Annotated in this window: 16 protein-coding genes, 1 other RNA gene and 1 pseudogene; 12 read left to right on the plus strand and 6 right to left on the minus strand. The window is 72.8% G+C overall.

Features of this window, described 5'->3' with window-relative positions:
- Positions 1-173: 173 nt before the first annotated feature.
- Together CCZ36_RS08175 and CCZ36_RS08180 are read left to right on the plus strand one after the other, a co-directional pair.
- On the plus strand, positions 174-653 hold the full coding sequence (locus CCZ36_RS08175; RefSeq protein WP_069742741.1) for a lamin tail domain-containing protein: 480 nt from the start codon (positions 174-176) through the stop codon (positions 651-653).
- A 185-nt stretch (positions 654-838) separates the two neighbouring features.
- Positions 839-1693, plus strand: coding sequence for a PhzF family phenazine biosynthesis protein (locus CCZ36_RS08180; RefSeq protein ID WP_069740381.1), 855 nt, complete (start codon positions 839-841; stop codon positions 1691-1693).
- 98 nt (positions 1694-1791) lie between these two features.
- On the opposite strand, the gene CCZ36_RS08185 is transcribed toward CCZ36_RS08180, so the two are convergent.
- Both CCZ36_RS08185 and CCZ36_RS08190 read right to left on the minus strand, forming a co-directional pair.
- A complete protein-coding gene (locus CCZ36_RS08185; protein WP_069742739.1) occupies positions 1792-2814 on the minus strand; it encodes a hypothetical protein in 1023 nt (340 codons plus the stop codon).
- Positions 2815-2900: 86 nt separating this feature from the next.
- Positions 2901-3497: a TetR/AcrR family transcriptional regulator gene (locus tag CCZ36_RS08190; protein WP_069740100.1), complete on the minus strand. Its 597-nt coding sequence runs from the start codon at positions 3495-3497 to the stop codon at positions 2901-2903.
- A gap of 302 nt (positions 3498-3799) precedes the next feature.
- On the opposite strand from CCZ36_RS08190, the gene CCZ36_RS35605 reads away from it, so the two are divergent.
- From CCZ36_RS35605 to CCZ36_RS08205, 3 genes and pseudogenes are all read left to right on the plus strand, one after another.
- Complete coding sequence (locus tag CCZ36_RS35605; protein ID WP_128817346.1) at positions 3800-5188, plus strand: MFS transporter; 1389 nt, start codon at positions 3800-3802, stop codon at positions 5186-5188.
- Positions 5189-5203: 15 nt separating this feature from the next.
- Positions 5204-5479: pseudogene (locus tag CCZ36_RS35610) on the plus strand (GNAT family N-acetyltransferase); the annotation flags it as partial.
- A 79-nt stretch (positions 5480-5558) separates the two neighbouring features.
- The gene (locus CCZ36_RS08205) at positions 5559-6461 is read left to right on the plus strand and encodes a glycosyltransferase family 2 protein (RefSeq protein ID WP_069742736.1); all 903 of its coding nucleotides are present in this window, start codon (positions 5559-5561) and stop codon (positions 6459-6461) included.
- Here CCZ36_RS08205 and CCZ36_RS08210 read toward each other — a convergent pair.
- The gene (locus tag CCZ36_RS08210; protein ID WP_128817350.1) at positions 6454-6984 is read right to left on the minus strand and encodes a GNAT family N-acetyltransferase; all 531 of its coding nucleotides are present in this window, start codon (positions 6982-6984) and stop codon (positions 6454-6456) included. The genes CCZ36_RS08205 and CCZ36_RS08210 overlap by 8 nt on opposite strands.
- A 218-nt stretch (positions 6985-7202) precedes the next feature.
- Between CCZ36_RS08210 and CCZ36_RS08215 the strand changes: the two genes are divergently transcribed.
- From CCZ36_RS08215 to bglS, 3 genes are all read left to right on the plus strand, one after another.
- Positions 7203-8216, plus strand: coding sequence for a LacI family DNA-binding transcriptional regulator (locus CCZ36_RS08215; protein ID WP_069740094.1), 1014 nt, complete (start codon positions 7203-7205; stop codon positions 8214-8216).
- Positions 8217-8247: 31 nt separating this feature from the next.
- Entirely contained in the window at positions 8248-9462 is a 1215-nt protein-coding gene (gene manD / locus CCZ36_RS08220) for a D-mannonate dehydratase ManD (protein WP_128817352.1), read from the plus strand.
- Between the two features lie 144 nt (positions 9463-9606).
- Positions 9607-10386 (plus strand): beta-glucanase, encoded by a 780-nt coding sequence (gene bglS / locus CCZ36_RS08225; protein WP_069740092.1) that lies wholly within the window; start codon positions 9607-9609, stop codon positions 10384-10386.
- Between the two features lie 74 nt (positions 10387-10460).
- Here the strand turns inward: bglS and rnpB are convergent.
- Both rnpB and CCZ36_RS08235 read right to left on the minus strand, forming a co-directional pair.
- Positions 10461-10868: RNase P RNA component class A (gene rnpB, locus CCZ36_RS08230), an RNA gene on the minus strand.
- 57 nt (positions 10869-10925) lie between these two features.
- On the minus strand, positions 10926-11495 hold the full coding sequence (locus CCZ36_RS08235) for a Uma2 family endonuclease (protein WP_069740091.1): 570 nt from the start codon (positions 11493-11495) through the stop codon (positions 10926-10928).
- A 179-nt stretch (positions 11496-11674) separates the two neighbouring features.
- Here CCZ36_RS08235 and CCZ36_RS08240 point away from each other — a divergent pair, with 179 nt between their 5' ends.
- Together CCZ36_RS08240 and CCZ36_RS08245 are read left to right on the plus strand one after the other, a co-directional pair.
- On the plus strand, positions 11675-12424 hold the full coding sequence (locus tag CCZ36_RS08240) for a MerR family transcriptional regulator (protein ID WP_069740090.1): 750 nt from the start codon (positions 11675-11677) through the stop codon (positions 12422-12424).
- The gene (locus CCZ36_RS08245) at positions 12421-13380 is read left to right on the plus strand and encodes a hypothetical protein (RefSeq protein ID WP_128817354.1); all 960 of its coding nucleotides are present in this window, start codon (positions 12421-12423) and stop codon (positions 13378-13380) included. The genes CCZ36_RS08240 and CCZ36_RS08245 overlap by 4 nt, the downstream gene beginning before the upstream one ends.
- On the opposite strand, the gene CCZ36_RS08250 is transcribed toward CCZ36_RS08245, so the two are convergent.
- Entirely contained in the window at positions 13331-14758 is a 1428-nt protein-coding gene (locus CCZ36_RS08250; RefSeq protein WP_128819416.1) for an RNB domain-containing ribonuclease, read from the minus strand. The genes CCZ36_RS08245 and CCZ36_RS08250 overlap by 50 nt on opposite strands.
- 222 nt (positions 14759-14980) lie before the next feature.
- On the opposite strand from CCZ36_RS08250, the gene yaaA reads away from it, so the two are divergent.
- Together yaaA and eda are read left to right on the plus strand one after the other, a co-directional pair.
- Entirely contained in the window at positions 14981-15781 is an 801-nt protein-coding gene (yaaA, locus tag CCZ36_RS08255) for a peroxide stress protein YaaA (RefSeq protein ID WP_069740087.1), read from the plus strand.
- A gap of 99 nt (positions 15782-15880) precedes the next feature.
- Positions 15881-16546 (plus strand): bifunctional 4-hydroxy-2-oxoglutarate aldolase/2-dehydro-3-deoxy-phosphogluconate aldolase, encoded by a 666-nt coding sequence (gene eda, locus CCZ36_RS08260; RefSeq protein ID WP_069740086.1) that lies wholly within the window; start codon positions 15881-15883, stop codon positions 16544-16546.
- The last annotated feature ends 13 nt before the right edge of the window (positions 16547-16559 follow it).

Below are 16559 nucleotides of genomic sequence, written 5' to 3' on the forward strand. Positions count from 1 at the left end.
CAGGGGCGGTCCGGGCCGGAGCCGCGCATGATCACATGCGATCACATCTGACCGAACTGGCCAACCAATAAACGGATTTGCGGATTTCGTCATCTGTGGTCGAGTGAGCGCGTCCTGTCCGTATGATCGCATCCTGTTACGCCTTCACCAGAACACCACAGAAGGAACACCGCATGCGCATACGCATCGCCGCGCCGATCGCCCTGGCCGCCGCCACCGCACTGGCCGGCTCGCTCCTCGCCACGGCGGCACCGGCCACGGCGGCCGCCCACCAGGGCGGGCTGCACTTCGGGGCTGTTCAGTTCGACGGCCCCGGCAAGGACGACCGGTCGCAGAAGTCGCTGAACGCCGAGTGGGTGAACATCCACAACAACAGCAAGAAGAAGGTGCAGCTCAAGGGCTTCAAGGTGAAGGACAACACCGGTTACACCTACACCTTCGGCAGCTACACCATCGGCGCGGGCAAGACGGTCAAGCTCCGCACCGGCAAGGGCAAGAACGTCTCGGGCACCGTGCACTGGAACCGGGGCTCGTACGTCTGGAACAACACCGGTGACAAGGCGCGGCTGATCAAGCCGAACGGGAAGCTCCAGGACTCCTGCTCCTGGGGGAAGTCCACGAAGGCCAACAAGGGCGCCAAGAACTGCCACTGACACATCCGGCGCCTTCGGGGGGAGGAAAGGGGAGGGCTGGTCGCGACCGCGAGGGGGGCCGCGGCAGCCCGCTCCCCCAGACCCTGCCCCCTCTACCACGGCCCGGACCCCCCTCCCCCACGGCGCGCCCCCGCCCTTCTCCACGGGCCGGGAATGGCGAGGGCGGTGGCACGGTTGTCTGCTGCATGACACCTGATCACCGGCCCGAGGTCCTGCGCTACACCGCCTTCTCCGCCGATCCCGCGGGCGGGAACCCCGCCGGGGTCGTCCTGGACGCGGCCGGCCTCGACGAGGAGCGGATGCTCGCGATCGCGGCGGAGCTGGGCTACAGCGAGTCGGCGTTCCTGACGGAGCGGACCGGTGAAGGCGCGTACACGATCCGGTACTTCAGCCCGAAGGCGGAGGTGCCGTTCTGCGGCCACGCCACGGTCGCCACGGCCCTCGCGCTGGCCGAACGGGACGGACCGGGCGCACTGGAGTTCGCGACGCCCGCGGGCCCGGTCCCGGTCTCCGTCGTCCGGGAGGGCGACGAGCTCCGTGCCACCCTGACCAGCGTGGCGCCGCACGTCGAGGAGATCACGGAGGCCGACCTGGCGGAGGCGCTGGCGGCCCTGGACTGGCCGGCCGCCGAACTCGATCCGGCCCTGCCGCCCCGGATCGGCTACGCGGGGGCCCGGCATCTGGTGCTGGCCGCCGCCACCCGGGAACGGCTGGCGGACCTGGACTACGACTTCGCGCGGCTGGAGGCGCTGATGCGCCGGCTCGACCTGACCACCCTGCAACTGGTGTGGCGCGAGGGGCCCGAGGTCTTCCACGTCCGAGATCCGTTCCCGGTGGGCGGGGTCGTCGAGGACCCGGCGACGGGCGCGGCGGCGGCGGCCTTCGGCGCATACGCACGGGAGCTGGGACTCGTACCGGAGACGGCCGCGCTGACCCTGCACCAGGGGGCGGACATGGGCCGCCCGGGCACGCTCACCGTCGAACTGCGCGCGGGCGACGCCCGGATCCGGGTCAGCGGAACGGGCACCCGGATCGGCTGAGACCGGCCGGCCTCAGCGAGCCGTGTTCGCGGCCGGGGCCTTTGGCGTACAGGCCGGGGGCACTCGGCGTACGGGCCGATCCGGGCCGGAAGCCGGCCTCAGCCGGTGGCGTTCTTGGCCGGGGAGATATGGGCGTACCAGCGCTCCGTCTCCTCCGGGTCGAGGGCGCGCTCCAGCAGGACGTCACCGCGCATGCCGGGGAGGAAGCGGCCCGCGGGCCAGGTCCGCCGGTAGGACGGCTCGTCCAGGACCAGCAGCCGGACGCCGTCGGCGACGGGTATGTCGGCGGGGACGCCCTCGTTCCAGATCAGTTCGCCGTCCGGCGCGACCAGGTCGAAGGAGCCCACCGTGTCCACCTGGCCGGGAGTCTCCCGGCAGACGGCCGCCTCCTGCGACGACGGCGCGCGGCCCTCCACATGACCGCCGCCGATGAGCGCGTCGGCGAGCAGGGTGTGCAGCTGGAAGTTGTCCCCGATGCCGGAGATCCGCAGGAGGTAACCGGTACCGCTCGCCCGGTGGAGGGCGACGAGCGGTTCGTCGTCCAGCACCAGGAGGGCGTGGGCGAGGGACTTCAACTCCAGGCCGGAGGCCCGCTCCACCGCGCCGAGCAGCCGCAGCGCGTCGCCCCGGGAGCCGGCCTCGCGCCGTACGCCGGGGTGATTCAGCATGGCGACGGCGGCCATCTCCCACTGGGGAAGCGTCCCCCAGCCGACGGCCGCCTCGAAGCCCGCCCGCTCCACGAGCTCCGGGCCCGGTTCGCCGCCGTCCGGGGCGGGGAACGCGCCGCCCCCGGTCGCGGCCCAGGCGTCGGCGAACGCCACGGCCTGCTCCAGGGCCCCTCGCAGCCCGGCGAGCACCGCCGGGGCGCAGCGCTCGGCGTCCGCGCCGCGCTCGACGCAGGCCCCGACGAGCGCGGCGACGACGGCACGCGGGGCCGGCGGCACCTGCTCCAGCACGGCCGCGAGCCGCGGCCCGCCGTCGAGCAGTTCCGACTCCCTGGCCTGCCCGAAGGTCTCCTGCAACCGGACGAACGCCTTGCCGGACCGCTTGGCGTCCTGCGCCGACACCGCCGCCTCGAAGTCGGCGACGGCTCCCCCGAACCCGGCTTTACCGAATATCATTCCACCACTTTATCGACGGCCCGTTCGGTGTGGTGAAGCCGGTCCCGCGCAGCGGAAACCGGCCCCGCGGCGGGCTCCCGTACCCCTCACCGCACGAACGCTCCCGCCCGCGCGGCGGCGACAGCCGCGGCGGCCGACCGGTCGGCGGCTTCCTCGCCCAGCGGGGCGCCACTGGCGAGCAGCCGGTAGTACAGCGGCGCCGACACCGCCGCGATCACCTCGCCCGGGTCCGTCCCCACGGGCAGTTCACCGCGCTCGACCGCCGCTTCGACGCAGCCCGACCACTCCCCGATCCGCACCGCGTAGAAGCGGTGGAGGGCCTCGGCGGTCCGCGGATCGCAGGCGGCGGCCGCGATGACGGCCACGAAGAGGGGGCCCTGGCGGGGGTCGGTCAGCGTGCGGACCACGAGGCGGGCGTTGGCCCGGAGGTCCTCGGCCAGGGATCCGGTGTCGGTGCGCGGCAGGGACTGCTCCGCCATGTCCGTGAGCAGATCGGCGACCAGCCCGGCCGGGGTGGACCAGCGACGGTAGACGGTCGTCTTGCCGACCTCGGCCCGCCGGGCGACGTCGGCCAGATCGAGCCCGTCGAAACCGTGCTCGACCAGCGCGTCACCGGCCGCGCGCAGCACCGCCTCCCGCACCCGGGCGGTGCGACCGCCGGGGCGTACGGTGCCGGGCTCCACACCCTCGGCCCCCACACTTTCGCCTCCCGCGCCTCCCGCCCCGGCGCTCCCGGCCTCAACGCTCCCGGGCTCCTCACCATCAGTACCTTCCCGAATCATAACGGGTCTCCAGTTCCATTAACAACACTCCCCCTGTTACGGTGACACCACCCTAACGGAACCACAGGACCGTTAGGAGTTTCCCGTCTCCAGGAAGGCGCCCTGCCATGCCCACATCCAGTACCGCGTCCTCGTCCGCCGCATCCTCCGGCATTGCCCCCGTGGCGGGCCCCACGGCAGATCCGCCCACCTCCGCCCCTCGCATGTCCGGCCGTCAGAAACTCGTCCTGGCCCTGCTGCTCGGCTCCCAGTTCATGATCGCGGTGGACTTCTCGATCCTGAACGTGGCGCTCCCCGTCGTCGGGGAGGGGCTCGGCTTCTCCCTCGCCGGTCTCCAGTGGATCGCCACCTCCTTCGCGCTCGCCGCCGCCGGGTTCACGCTGCTCTTCGGCCGGGTCGCCGACCTCGTGGGCCGCAAGAACCTGTTCGTCGGCGGCATGGCCGTCCTCGGCCTCTCCTCCGCGCTCGGCGGCCTCGCCACCTCGCCCGAGGTGCTGCTCACCGCTCGCGTGCTCCAGGGCCTGGCCACCGCGGCCGTCACCCCGGCCGGACTCGCGCTGCTGACCACCGCGTTCAGGGAAGGGCCGCTGCGCGAACGGGCGCTGGGGCTCAACGGGGCCCTGATGTCGGCCGGGTTCACCGCCGGGGCGATCCTCGGCGGGCTGCTGACGGACCTGCTCTCCTGGCGCTGGGCCTTCTTCATCAACGTCCCCGTGGCCGCCCTCGTCGTGATCCTGGCCCCGACCGTGATCACGGACTCCAGGCCGGAGGAACGCCCGAGACTCGACGTGCCCGGAGCCATCGCCGTCACCGGCGGGCTGCTGCTGCTCGTCCTGGGGCTCACCCGGGCCGGCGAGACCGGCTGGACCAAGCCGACCACGCTGGCCGCGCTGGCCGCCGGAGCCGTCCTCCTCGTCGCGTTCGTCCGTATCGAGCAGCGAGCAGCGGCCCCGCTCGTCCCGATCCGCGTCCTGAAGCGGCGCAGCGTCGTCTGGGGCAACACCGCCGGGCTGATCGCCTTCGCCACCGAGACCTCGCTGGTGTTCCTGCTGACCCTCTACCTCCAGGAGGTCCTGGGCTACTCCGCACTCGCCACCGGCCTCGCGTTCGGCGTGCTCGGCGCGGGCACGGTCGTCGGCGGTGTGCTCGGCGGACGGGCGGTGGGCCGCTTCGGCAACCGTCGCGCCATCGTCCTCGGCGGCACCGTCCAGGCCGCCGCCACCCTCTCGCTCGTGGCGCTCGGCACGTCGGGGGCCTGGGTCTGGCTCCTGCTGACGGCGACCTTCGTCGGCGGCGTCGGCAACATGCTGATGATCGTCGGCTTCATGGTCACGGCGACCTCGGGCCTGCCGGACGAGGAGCAGGGGCGGGCCACCGGGCTGGCGACGATGACGCAGCAGGTGGGCATCGCCCTGGGCATTCCGGTGATGAGCGCGGTCGTCACCGCCCGGACGGGGGCCGCGAGCGGGCCCGACGCGGTACTGTCCGGCGTCTCCACCGCGATCCTGGTCAACTCCGCCCTGGTCCTGGCAGGCGCCGTGCTGGCCGGATACTTCCTGGCGGGCGGGGCCCGGACGCCGAAGGACGGGTGAGCCTCCGTCGGCTACTGGCTCACCGTCCCCGCCCGGGGCCAGGGCGTCGCCCGCGCCGCGCTGCGTACGGTGACGACGTGGGCCCTGCGCGACCTCGGCGTCCCGCGCCTCCAGCTCTACGTCGAGCCGTGGAACACCGCCTCCGCCCGGATCGCCGAGGACATCGGCTTCCGGCGGGAGGGGCTGCGGCGCGGCTGGCAGCAGGTGGGCGACGAGCGGCGGGACATGGCCGTGTACGCGCTGCTGAACAGCGACGGACCGGCGGATGGCCGGGCGGTAACCGCACACTGAACACCGAGGCGTTACGATCGCGGGCACCGCTGCCGACCAGCAGCCGGCCACCGGCAGCCGAGTTCCAGGAGTACCGACCGTGTCCGCACCGCGCATCGGCGTATCCATCGTGACCATGGGAGACCGCCCGCAGGCGGTCGAGGCGCTGCTGGCGTCGGTGGCCATGCAGGACGTCCGGCCCACCCGGCTCGTGATCATCGGCAACGGTACGGCCCTCCCGGACTACTCCGCCACGCCCGGTCTGGAGGATCTCGACGGCGGGGTGACCACCATCGAGCTGCCGGAGAACCTCGGCTGCCCGGGCGGCCGGAACGAGGGGCTGCGCAGGCTCGCCGAGATCGGCGACGTGGACGTGGTGATCGAGCTGGACGACGACGGGCTGCTGGTCGACAAGGACGTCTTCCGCCGGGTGCGGGACCGCTTCGCGGCCGACGACCGGCTCGGCATCATCGGCTTCCGGATCGCCGACGAGACCGGCGAGACGCAGCGCCGCCATGTGCCGCGCCTGCGGGCGGGCGACCCGATGCGCGGCGGCCCGGTCACGGCGTTCCTGGGCGGAGGCCACGCGTTCTCGATGACGATGCTGGCGCAGACCGGTCTGTGGCCCGCCGAGTTCTTCTTCACCCACGAGGAGACGGACCTGGCCTGGCGGGCGCTGGACGCCGGCTGGAAGGTGGAGTACGACCCCGAGCTGCTGCTCCAGCACCCGAAGACCTCCCCGGCCCGGCACGCGGTCTACTACCGGATGACGGCCCGCAACCGCGTCTGGCTGGCCCGCCGCAACCTGCCCCTCCCCCTGGTGCCCGCCTATCTCGGCACCTGGACCCTGCTCACCCTCGCCCGCACCCGCGACCCGAAGGGCCTGCGCGCCTGGGCGGGCGGCTTCGCCGAGGGTGTCCGCACCCCGTGCGGGGAACGGCGCCCGATGCGCTGGTCCACGGTGTGGCAGATGACGCTGCTGGGCCGCCCGCCGGTCATCTGACCGGCCGCTCCGGCGTCCAGCGGTACAGCACGTCCGGCTCGTTCTCCTCGTTGCGGCCACCGTCGTCGAACGCGACGGCGGTGAAGGCGTGCCGCTCGTAGAAGGCGCGGGCGGCGGCGTTGCGCTGGAACACGTACAGACTGATCGGCCCGTCCACGGCCGCGCGCACCTCGGCCAGCAACCGGCTCCCGATCCCCCGCCGCAACGCGTCGGGCCGCAGATAAAGGTGATCGAGCTCGTCGCCCCCGGCGAGCGCGGCGAACCCGAGCAGTTCCCCGCCCTTTCCGTCATCGCCCGCCTCTTCTGCCACCCACACCGCGGTGCTGGCGGGCAGCACCACATGGGTGATCCACGCGAGGGTGTCCTCGTCGCTGTGGATCCGCGGCAGATACGGCATGGCGGCGGCCCGGGAGTCCAGGAAGACCCGCGTGACGGCTTCCGCGTCCTCGGGTCTCGCCCGGCGCAGCCGTACCGTGCCCGGCGCCTCGGACCCGTCCACGTACACGTGCTCCGCCACCCGCATCACTCCCCGTCTCAGGGCCGGTACGTTCCCGCGTGGGCGCGCGGGGAACTATGGCCGCGGGCAGCAGACCACGCCAAGGGGCCGGCGCGCACGTGAAATACCGGTGCGGCGGAAGACCCTCCGGCCCAGTCCGTGTGACGGCGGGGCCACGCCGCAGGGGCCACGGGCAGGCCACAATGGAAGGGCTTCCAGATCCGTTGCGAGGGAAGGCCGCGTCCATGGCCGAGGAACTGCCGCACCGGCACGTCACGCTCGACGAGGTGGCCGCGCTGGCCGGTGTGTCGCGGTCGGTGGCCTCCCGGGTGATCAACAACGCTCCCCATGTCAGCCGGGCCAAACGTGAGTCCGTCGAGAAGGCGATCAGGAAACTCGGCTACGTGCCCGACCCGAAGGCGCGCGCCCTGGCGACCCGTCAGGCGGGTGCGGCCGCGCTGGTCATCTCGCGGGACGACCCCGAGGTGCTGACGGACCCGTTCTTCGGGCAGCTCATCGCCGGAGTGGCCGGTGCCCTGGAGGAGGCCGACCTGCACATGATGCTGTGTGTGGCCGCCACCCCGCGCGGCCGGGAGCGGGTGGAACGGCTCGTGCGCTCCCGTGCCGTCGACGGGGTGATGCTGACCGCGTCGCACGAGGACGACCCTTTGACCCTGATCGCCAAGGAGGGCCCGCTGCCGGTCGTCTTCGGCGGGCGCCCGGTGGACTTCGAACCGCGCTGGTACGTGGACATCGACAACGTCGGCGGCGCTCGGGACGCGACCGAGCACCTGCTCGCGCGCGGGCGGACCCGGGTGGTCATGATCTGCGGGCCGCTGGACACCGAGGTGGCCAGAGCCCGGCAGCGCGGCTACCGGGAAGCCATGGCGCTCGCCGGTCTGACGCCGCGTCCACCCGGGATCGGGGACTTCTCCGAAGCCGCCGGAGCCGCCGCCATGACCCGGTTGCTGGAAGCGCATCCGGACCTGGACGGGGTGTTCGCCGCCAATGACAACATGGCGGCGGGCGCGTTGCGCGCGCTGCGCGGAGCCGGCCGGTCGGTGCCCGAGGACGTGGCCGTGGTGGGGTTCGACGACCTCGCCGTCGCGCAGCTCACCGATCCCCCGCTCACCACGATCCACCAGCCCATCCGGGATCTCGGGCGCGAGATGGCCCGGATGCTCGTCGGGATCGTCGCGGGCCGTGCCGTCGGCCCGCTGATCCTGCCCACACACCTGGTGGAACGTTCCAGTACCTGACGGGCCGACGTATCCGGAGAGAGCAGCACCCATGAAGATCATCGACACGAAGGTCGTCGTCACCAGCCCCGGCCGCAATTTCGTCACCCTCCGGCTGACGACCGACGAGGGCGTCACGGGCCTGGGCGACGCCACCCTCAACGGGCGGGAGCTGGCCGTCGTCAGCTATCTGAACGATCATGTGGCCCCGTTGCTCGTCGGCCGCGATCCGCACCGTATCGAGGACACGTGGCAGTACCTCTACCGTGGCGCCTACTGGCGGCGCGGCCCGGTGACGATGGCCGCGATCGCCGCCGTGGACACCGCGTTGTGGGACATCAAGGCCAAGGTGGCGGGACTCCCGCTGTATCAACTCCTCGGCGGCGCGAGCCGGGAGCGGGTGCGCACCTACGGTCACGCCAACGGCCGCGACCTGCCGGAGCTCCTCGATTCGGTGCGCGCCCGCCTCGCCGAGGGTTATCCGGCCGTACGCATCCAGTCCGGCGTCCCGGGTCTGAAGGCCGTGTACGGCGTGCACGGTACGAGCGGCGACGGCACCCCGGTCCTCCACCAGCGGGCCCGCCCGCTGGTGGAGGACTGGGACACCGAGGCCTATCTGCGGCACACCCCGGCCGTGTTCGAGGCGGTACGGGCGGAGTTCGGGCCCGAGCTGCCGCTCCTGCACGACGCGCACCACCGGCTCACCCCGGTGCAGGCCGCGCGCCTCGCCAAGGATCTGGAGCCCTACCGGCCCTTCTGGCTGGAGGACTGCACGCCCGCGGAGAACCAGGAAGGGCTGAGACTCGTCCGCCGGCACTCGACGACGCCGCTGGCGATCGGCGAGGTCTTCAACACCCTGCACGACTACCAGACGCTGCTCACCGAGCAGTTGATCGACTACGTCCGCTCCGCGGTCACACACTTCGGCGGGGTCACACCCCTGCGCCGGCTCTTCGACTTCGCCGCGCAGTACCAGATCAAGAGCGCCGTTCACGGCCCCGAGGACATCTCCCCGGTGGGGATGGCGGCGGCCGTCCACCTCGACCTGGCGATACACAACTTCGGCATCCAGGAGTACTCGGGCCACACCCCGCTCACCGAAGAGGTCTTCCCGCACGCCTACACCTTCACCGACGGCCACCTGCATCCGGGCGAGGAGCCCGGGCTCGGCGTGGAGCTCGACGAGGAACTGGCGGCGGCGCACCCGTACGAGGCGGCGTACCTCCCGGTGAACCGGTTGCGGGACGGCAGCGTCCACGACTGGTGAGCAGGCCGGTCCCGACGGCGGACCGTACACCTGGCATCCCGGTAGCGCTTCCAGGCCGACCGGCGCGCTCGATGCCTTGTCGCCTCCACAGGCCGCTGCTACTTTCTGGAAGCGCTCCCAGTTTCTCCGCCCGAGGAGGCCGAGATGCACTCCCCCACGACATCACGCAGGTTCCCCGCACCGCGCTGGCTGCTCGCACCGCTCGCCGCCCTCGCGCTGATCTTCCAGCCGATGACCACCCCCGCGTACGCCGTCGGCGGCAGCTTCACCGACACCTTCGACTCCCACGACAGCGGCCGCTGGAGCAAAGCCGACGGCTGGTCCAACGGAAGCATGTTCAACGTCGGCTGGCGCGCCGACCACACCTGGTTCAACGGCGGTGTCATGGGCCAGAACCTCGACGTCGCGACCTGTCCCGCCGGCTGTTCGGGCAAGCCCTATGCCTCCGGCGAATACCGCACCAACGACCTGTACTCGTACGGTCGCTTCGAGGCCCGGCTCCAGGCGGTCAAACGGGAAGGCGTCGTCACCGGATTCTTCACGTACACCGGGCCGAGCGACGGCCAGCCCTGGGACGAGATCGACGTCGAGATCCTCGGCAAGAACACCACCCAGATGCAGACCAACTACTTCACCGACGGTGTCGGCGGCCACGAGACCGTGATCGACCTCGGGTTCGACGCCGCCGCCGGGTATCACGACTACGCCATCGAGTGGTGGAACCAGGGCACGATCAACTGGTTCGTGGACGGCAGGCTCGTCCACCAGGAGAACGGCTCCCGCGGCCCGCTCCCCACCCGCCCGATGCGCATCATGACCAACCTGTGGCCGGGGATCGGGGTCGACGACTGGCTCGGCCGGTTCACCTATCCGGGCACCCCGCTGACGGCCCGCTACGACTGGATCACGTACACGAAGTACTGAGGGCCGGCGAAGGAAGCGGGGAAAACAGCCAGGAGCCCCTGACCGGCGTTGAACCGGTCAGGGGCTCCTGGCGGCAGACGAGTCGTGCTGTACGCCGGGTTCTGTCTCCCGGTCGCCTCGCGGCGGCCGGGGAGACGGCCATCCATCTAGGGCCGGCATTGCTGCCGGCCTCGTGCGGTCTACCCGCGAACTCGGGCGAGCAGCCCTCGAACGTCCGCGCAGGGCCGTCCCGTCTCCGGCACGCCCCCTTTTGACCTTGCTCCGGGTGGGGTTTACCTAGCCGCCTGAGTCACCTCAGGCGCTGGTGGTCTCTTACACCACCGTTTCACCCTTACCCGCGACCGAAGTCCCGGGCGGTCTGTTTTCTGTGGCACTGTCCCGCGGGTCACCCCGGGTGGCCGTTAGCCACCACCCTGCTCTGTGGAGCCCGGACGTTCCTCGGGAGGATCCAAAGATTCTCACGCGGCCGTCCGCACGGCTCGTCTGCCGTGATCGCCATCCTACCGGTCTGTACCGGCCGACCGCCCTGCCGGTGGCCCTCAGCCGAAGTCGCCGGTTTCCAGATCGAAGGCGAAGGGCTCGGGGAGCGGGAGCGGCTTGCCGTACGGGATCGTGAGGAGCTGCCGGTAGTCGTCGTTCTCCGGATCGCTGAACAGTGTCACCGAGCGGTCGTCGCGGTCGATGAGCAGATAGAGCGGGATGCCGCCACGGGCGTAGCAGCGACGCTTGGCCTCGCGGTCGGCCTGCGGCTTGGTCGAGGTGACCTCGACCACCAGCGCGACGCCCTCACAGGGCATCCAGGGGTCGGCGCCCCGGAAGAGGCGGAGCTCGGTGGGGGCGAAGGTGCCATCGGGGATGGCGTGGTTCTTGGGGCAGCCGCCCCCGCTGCGGAGCTTCAGTCCCTTGTTCCCGGAGAAGTCCATGTCGGTGCGGGACTTCCTCAGCACCTGCTTCAGGACCAGGCTGATGTAGTCCTCATGGTCACCGTCCGGCGGCGGCGTCACGACAATCTCCCCCTCGATCAGTTCCGCCCGGAAGCCTTCCGGCGTATCCAGGGCCAGGAAGCCCTCCAGAAGGACTTCTGCCTGCGTGAGCGGCTCGTGCGCCATGGCAGTCATGTCACGCTCCTTCCTCGGTCGCTCGCCAGACTGGGACATCGGGGGACCAGCCGTCCGTGAGAGGGGAGTTCTTCCTCCGATCGTGGCACAGGACCGCCCGGCGCGGACGAAAGCGCGGGAAGGAACGTGGTGCTTGACCTTGTCGCAGCGTCAACGTTTCTACTGGCCGCATGCGTATCGGAGAGATCGCCGCGCTCGTGGGAGTCACCTCCCGCGCCGTCCGGCACTACCACCACATCGGCCTCCTGCCCGAGCCCGCCCGGCAGGCCAACGGCTATCGGGCGTACGCCGTCCGGGATGCCGTGCTGCTGGCCCGGATCCGGCGGCTGACGGAGCTCGGGCTCTCGCTGGACGAGGTGCGGGACGTGCTCGCCGATGACGCGGGGCGGGAGCTGGCGGAGGTGCTCGCGGAGCTGGACGCCGATCTGGCGCGGCAGGAGCGGGAGATCCAGGAGCGGCGGCAGGTGCTGGCCGTGCTGCTGGAGGCGCCGCTCACCCCGGACGGGCCGCTCTCGCCCGCCCTCGCCGCGCTCCTGGAGCGCGCCCCCGCCACCACCTCGCCGGCCGCCGCGAAGGACCGCGAGCATCTGGCGTTGCTGGACGCGGCGGACGACCCGGCCGGGGCCGCGGTGTTCGCGGCACTGGGGCCGCTGGCCGAGGACCCGGGTGTGGTCGCGCTGTACGAGCGGCTCGACGAACTGGAGGGGGCCGGGGTGGACGATCCCCGGATCGCACCCCTGGCGGCCGAGCTGGCCGCCGCCGTACCGGACGAGGTCCTGGCGGTCATCCCCGAGGGTGAGCCCTCGGCGACGGGGTTCGGGCGGGTGCTGCTCGACGACTATCCGCCCGCGCAGCGCGCGGTGGTGCGCCGGGTGATGGAGGAGCTGGCCGAGCGGGTGCGGAGGAGGGGGACATCATGAGGGGACGCGCGGGGTTCCCGCGGGTCGCGATGTGGGCCGTGTTGCCCGGGGAGCTGGCCCTGGTGGTCTGCCTGGTGGCCGGGGTGCGGATACCCGGCGCCGTTCTGCTGGGGGCCGAGGCGCTGGTCGTGGGGATGCTCGCGCTGGAGGCGTACGTGATGTGGCCCCTGTACACGGCCCGGCGGCGGGCGGGCGACACGCGGCGGGAGGCCGGGCTCGCCGTGGTGCGTGCGGCGGTGCCGGTCGCCCTGCGGCGGCTGATCGCCCATGAGTTCCGGGCGCTGCACAGCCTCGGGCTGTGGACCGTACGGCGGCGCCACCGGATTCCGGAGGGGGCCCGGCCGTTCTCGTACACCGAGCCGCAGACCGGGGTCATGTGGGCGTTCCTCCTCGTCTCCGTCGTCGAGACCGTGGTGCTGGCCCTGGTGATTCCCTGGCCGCTGGTCCACGCGATCGTGCTCGTGGTGGACGTGTACGGGATCGTCATCATCCTCGCCCTGCACGCCGCCTCGGTGACCCGGCCGCATCTGGTGGGCGCCGACGGTTCGCTGCGGCTGCGGTACGGGGCGTTGTTCGACCTCCGGGTGCCCGCCGCTTCCATCGCCTCCGCCCGGGTCGAGCGGCGCTTCCCGGACGGGGGGCTGGTCCGGGTCGGCGAGGACGGGACGCTGGATCTGGCGGTGGGGAGCCAGACGACGGTGACCGTGCAGCTGACGCGGCCGGTGGAGTTCGTGCGGCCGCTGGAGCGGCGCGGGAGGGCGCGGACGCTCCGGTTCCAAGCGGACGATCCGCGGGCGGCCGTCGCCGCGCTCATGGCTCCCGGGAGGGCAGTGGCGCCCGCGCTCACGCCGGAGGGGGCCGCATCGCCCCCGGCGGCCTCGCCGCTGACTCCGCCGGCGCCCGCGCTCACGCCGGAGCGAACAGCACCGTCCTCGCCGCCGGACCCGCCCGCGTGAGCCGGACCCGTAGCCGCTCCCCCAGCGGCAGCGGGGCCGTGCCGCCCTCGATCCGGCCGACGATCGCCGGGTCCCGGAGGTGGACCGTGCCGACGGCCGGGTCCCGGTCCTGGACGTCGACGACGTACGCGTCGAAGAGTTCGCCCTCGCGCCCCTCCAGCAGCGCCGCCTCGACCAGATCGACGCAGGCCCGCTCCACGGTGCCGGCGCGGCGCGTCCCCTCGGCCATCTCCTTCGGGAGGGTGGGGAGGGCCTCCCGTACCCACTCGGGCGCCTCCTCCCCGGCGGTCGCGGCGAGGCAGAGTTCGGACGCGTACCGGTCGACCAGGCGGCGCAGCGGTGCGGTGCAGTGCGTGTAGAGGTCGGCGACGGCGGCGTGCACGGCGGGGTCGGGGAGTTCGCCGCCCTCGAAGACGGTGTAGCCCGCGCCGCGCAGCAGGGTCGTGCACTCCTGGAGGAACGCCGCGTGGTTGCTCTTCCTCGGGTCGAGGGAGCGGACGACCTCGGCGTACGGGACGTGGTGCGGCCAGTCGATGCGCAGGGCGTGGGCGGAGCGCCGCAGCCGGGCGACGGCCCCGTCCGGGGCGAGCGGCAGGGTGCGCAGGATGCCGGTGCCCGTGTCGGCCATGAGACGGGCGGCGGCCATTCCGGTGAGGAGCGAGATCTGCGCGTTCCAGGCCTCGGCGGGGAGTGTGGCGCGGTAGGCGAGGCCGTAGGCGCCGTCGTGCTCGACGATCTCCTGCTCGGGGACGTCGAGCGAGATGCCGCCCCGGGCCACCTCCTGTTCGGCGCGCAGCCGTCCGATGTCCCGGAGCAGGGCGAGGGGCTCCTCGGCGGTGCCCGTGTCGATCTGCCGCTGGACGCCCGCGTAGTCGAGCTTCGCGCGGCTGCGGACCAGGGCCCGCCGTACGTCGGTGGCGACGGCCACCCCGTCGCCGTCCAGGTCGATCCGCCACAGCGCGGCCGGCCGGGTCTCGCCGGGCAGGAGGCTGGCGGCGCCCTCGGAGAGGACTGCGGGGTGGAGGGGGATCCGGTCGTCGGGCAGGTAGAGGGTGGTGACCCGGCGGTGGGCCTCGGCGTCGAGCGCGCCGCCCGGCCGGAGATACGCGGCGACGTCCGCGATGGCGTAGAGCACCCGGTAGCCGCGCCCGTCCCGGCGGCGTTCCAGGTGCATCGCCTGGTCCAGGTCGGTGGAGGCGGGCGGGTCGATGGTGAGGAAGGGGATGTCGGTGGCGTCCAGGTGGACCGGCACATCCGGGGCCCGCGCCGCCTGTTCCGCCTCCGCGAGCACCTCGGGCGGGAAGGCGCCTGGCAGGTCGAGCTCGGTGCGCAGTGCCCGCAGGGCGGCCCCGAGCGAGCAGTCGGCTGCGCCGGTCATACGCAGGTGGCGGCGGGGCATGGCCCGAGCGTAGGCCGCGAGGGGGCGGGCGGCATCCGGGGCGGTCCCCGGGGCCTCGCGGGACGGTTCCCGGGGCCCCGGGGATCCCGGATCCCATCGGCGTACGGGGCCCCCGCCCCGTCCCCGTACCCTTGCCGAGGACCCGGCGAGCCCGCACGCCCACCGGATCCGCGCTCGCCGTACGTACGAAGGAGAACCGCCGTGCTCGTGCTGTTGCCGCCCTCCGAAGGAAAGGCCGCCTCGGGGCGCGGGGCCTGTCTGAAGCCGGAGTCGCTTTCGCTGCCGGGGCTCGCCCCGGCCCGTGCGGCGGTGCTGGACGAGCTGGTCGAGCTGTGCCGGGCGGACGAGGAGAAGGCCCGTGAGGTGCTCGGGCTGAGCGTGGGTCTCGCGGGCGAGGTCGGCAAGAACGCCGAGCTGCGCACCGCCGGGACCCGCCCGGCCGGGGAGCTGTACACCGGCGTGCTGTACGACGCCCTCGGCCTGGCCACGCTGGAGACGGCCGCGCGGCGCCGGGCGGCCGCCTCGCTGCTGGTCTTCTCGGGGCTGTGGGGCGCGGTCCGGATCGGTGACCGGATTCCGCCGTACCGCTGCTCGATGGGGGTGAAGCTGCCCGGTCTCGGCGCCCTCGGCGCGTACTGGCGCACCCCGATGGAAACCGTGCTGCCCGAGGCCGCGGGCAGCGGGCTCGTCCTGGATCTGCGGTCCTCCGCGTACACGGCGGCGTGGAAGCCGAAGGGCGAGGTGGCGTCGCGGACGGCGAGCGTGCGGGTGCTGCACGCGCAGATCGTGGACGGGGTGGAGAAGCGCTCCGTGGTGAGCCACTTCAACAAGGCCACCAAGGGCCGTCTGGTGCGCGACCTGCTGGTGGCCGGTGCGCGGCCCAAGGACCCGGCGCAGCTGGTGGAGGTGTTGCGGGACCTCGGTTACGTGGTGGAGGCCGCGGCCCCCGCGCGGGCCGGGCGGCCGTGGTCGCTGGACGTGGTGGTGACGGAGATCCACTGAGCGGGCGACACCACCACCCGACGAGCACCCGGTAACCATTCGTTGCGCAGCGCGCAACGCTCGTTGCAGATATTGGCGGCAGCGCGGCAGGATGGCCCCATGACCTCCTCCGTGCCGCCCGCCGTGCCCTCCGCCGCAGTCACCCCCGACGCCTCCGTGCTCGATCTCGCGCCCGTCGTCCCCGTCGTCGTCCTGCACGACGCCGCCGACGCGGTGCCGCTGGCGCGGGCGCTGGTGGCGGGCGGGCTCCCGGCGATCGAGGTGACGCTGCGGACGCCCGCCGCGCTGGAGTCGATCCGGGCCATGGCCGCCGAGGTGCCGGGCGCGGTGGTCGGCGCGGGCACGGTGATCTCGCCGGAGCACGTCCGGGAGACGGTGGCCGCCGGGGCCCGGTTCCTGGTCAGCCCCGGGTGGACGGACGCGCTGCTGGAGGCGATGCGGGCGTCCGGGCTGCCCTTCCTGCCCGGTGTCTCGACCACCTCGGAAGTGGTGGCCCTGCTGGAGCGCGGGGTGCGGGAGATGAAGTTCTTCCCGGCCGAGGCCGCGGGCGGCACGGCCTATCTCAAGGCTCTGTCCGCGCCGCTCCCCCAGGCACGTTTCTGCCCGACCGGCGGCATCTCGCTCGCCTCCGCTCCCTCGTATCTCGCCCTGCCCAACGTCGGCTGTGTGGGCGGCAGTTGGATGGTCCCGGGCGATGCGGTGGCGGCGAAGGACTGGGACCGGGTGGCCCGCCTGGCGGCGGAGGCGGCGGCGCTCGCCGCGTAGCCCGCTCCCCCGC

This window comes from Streptomyces sp. S063 (assembly GCF_002832675.1).
In the GTDB taxonomy this organism is placed as follows: domain Bacteria; phylum Actinomycetota; class Actinomycetes; order Streptomycetales; family Streptomycetaceae; genus Streptomyces; species Streptomyces sindenensis.

Bases quoted from the DNA above. Each gene is read 5' to 3' on its own strand.
- CCZ36_RS08235 (WP_069740091.1), bottom strand. From the start codon at position 11,495: ATGGCGCACGAGCCGCTCACGCAGGCAGAAGTCCTTCTGGAGGGCTTC.
- eda (WP_069740086.1), top strand. From the start codon at position 15,881: ATGACCTCCTCCGTGCCGCCCGCCGTGCCCTCCGCCGCAGTCACCCCC.
- CCZ36_RS08180 (WP_069740381.1), top strand. From the start codon at position 839: ATGACACCTGATCACCGGCCCGAGGTCCTGCGCTACACCGCCTTCTCC.
- CCZ36_RS08175 (WP_069742741.1), top strand. From the start codon at position 174: ATGCGCATACGCATCGCCGCGCCGATCGCCCTGGCCGCCGCCACCGCA.
- CCZ36_RS08185 (WP_069742739.1), bottom strand. From the start codon at position 2,814: ATGATATTCGGTAAAGCCGGGTTCGGGGGAGCCGTCGCCGACTTCGAG.
- CCZ36_RS08215 (WP_069740094.1), top strand. From the start codon at position 7,203: ATGGCCGAGGAACTGCCGCACCGGCACGTCACGCTCGACGAGGTGGCC.
- bglS (WP_069740092.1), top strand. From the start codon at position 9,607: ATGCACTCCCCCACGACATCACGCAGGTTCCCCGCACCGCGCTGGCTG.
- CCZ36_RS08240 (WP_069740090.1), top strand. From the start codon at position 11,675: ATGCGTATCGGAGAGATCGCCGCGCTCGTGGGAGTCACCTCCCGCGCC.
- CCZ36_RS08250 (WP_128819416.1), bottom strand. From the start codon at position 14,758: ATGACCGGCGCAGCCGACTGCTCGCTCGGGGCCGCCCTGCGGGCACTG.
- manD (WP_128817352.1), top strand. From the start codon at position 8,248: ATGAAGATCATCGACACGAAGGTCGTCGTCACCAGCCCCGGCCGCAAT.
- CCZ36_RS08245 (WP_128817354.1), top strand. From the start codon at position 12,421: ATGAGGGGACGCGCGGGGTTCCCGCGGGTCGCGATGTGGGCCGTGTTG.
- CCZ36_RS35605 (WP_128817346.1), top strand. From the start codon at position 3,800: ATGTCCGGCCGTCAGAAACTCGTCCTGGCCCTGCTGCTCGGCTCCCAG.
- CCZ36_RS08210 (WP_128817350.1), bottom strand. From the start codon at position 6,984: ATGCGGGTGGCGGAGCACGTGTACGTGGACGGGTCCGAGGCGCCGGGC.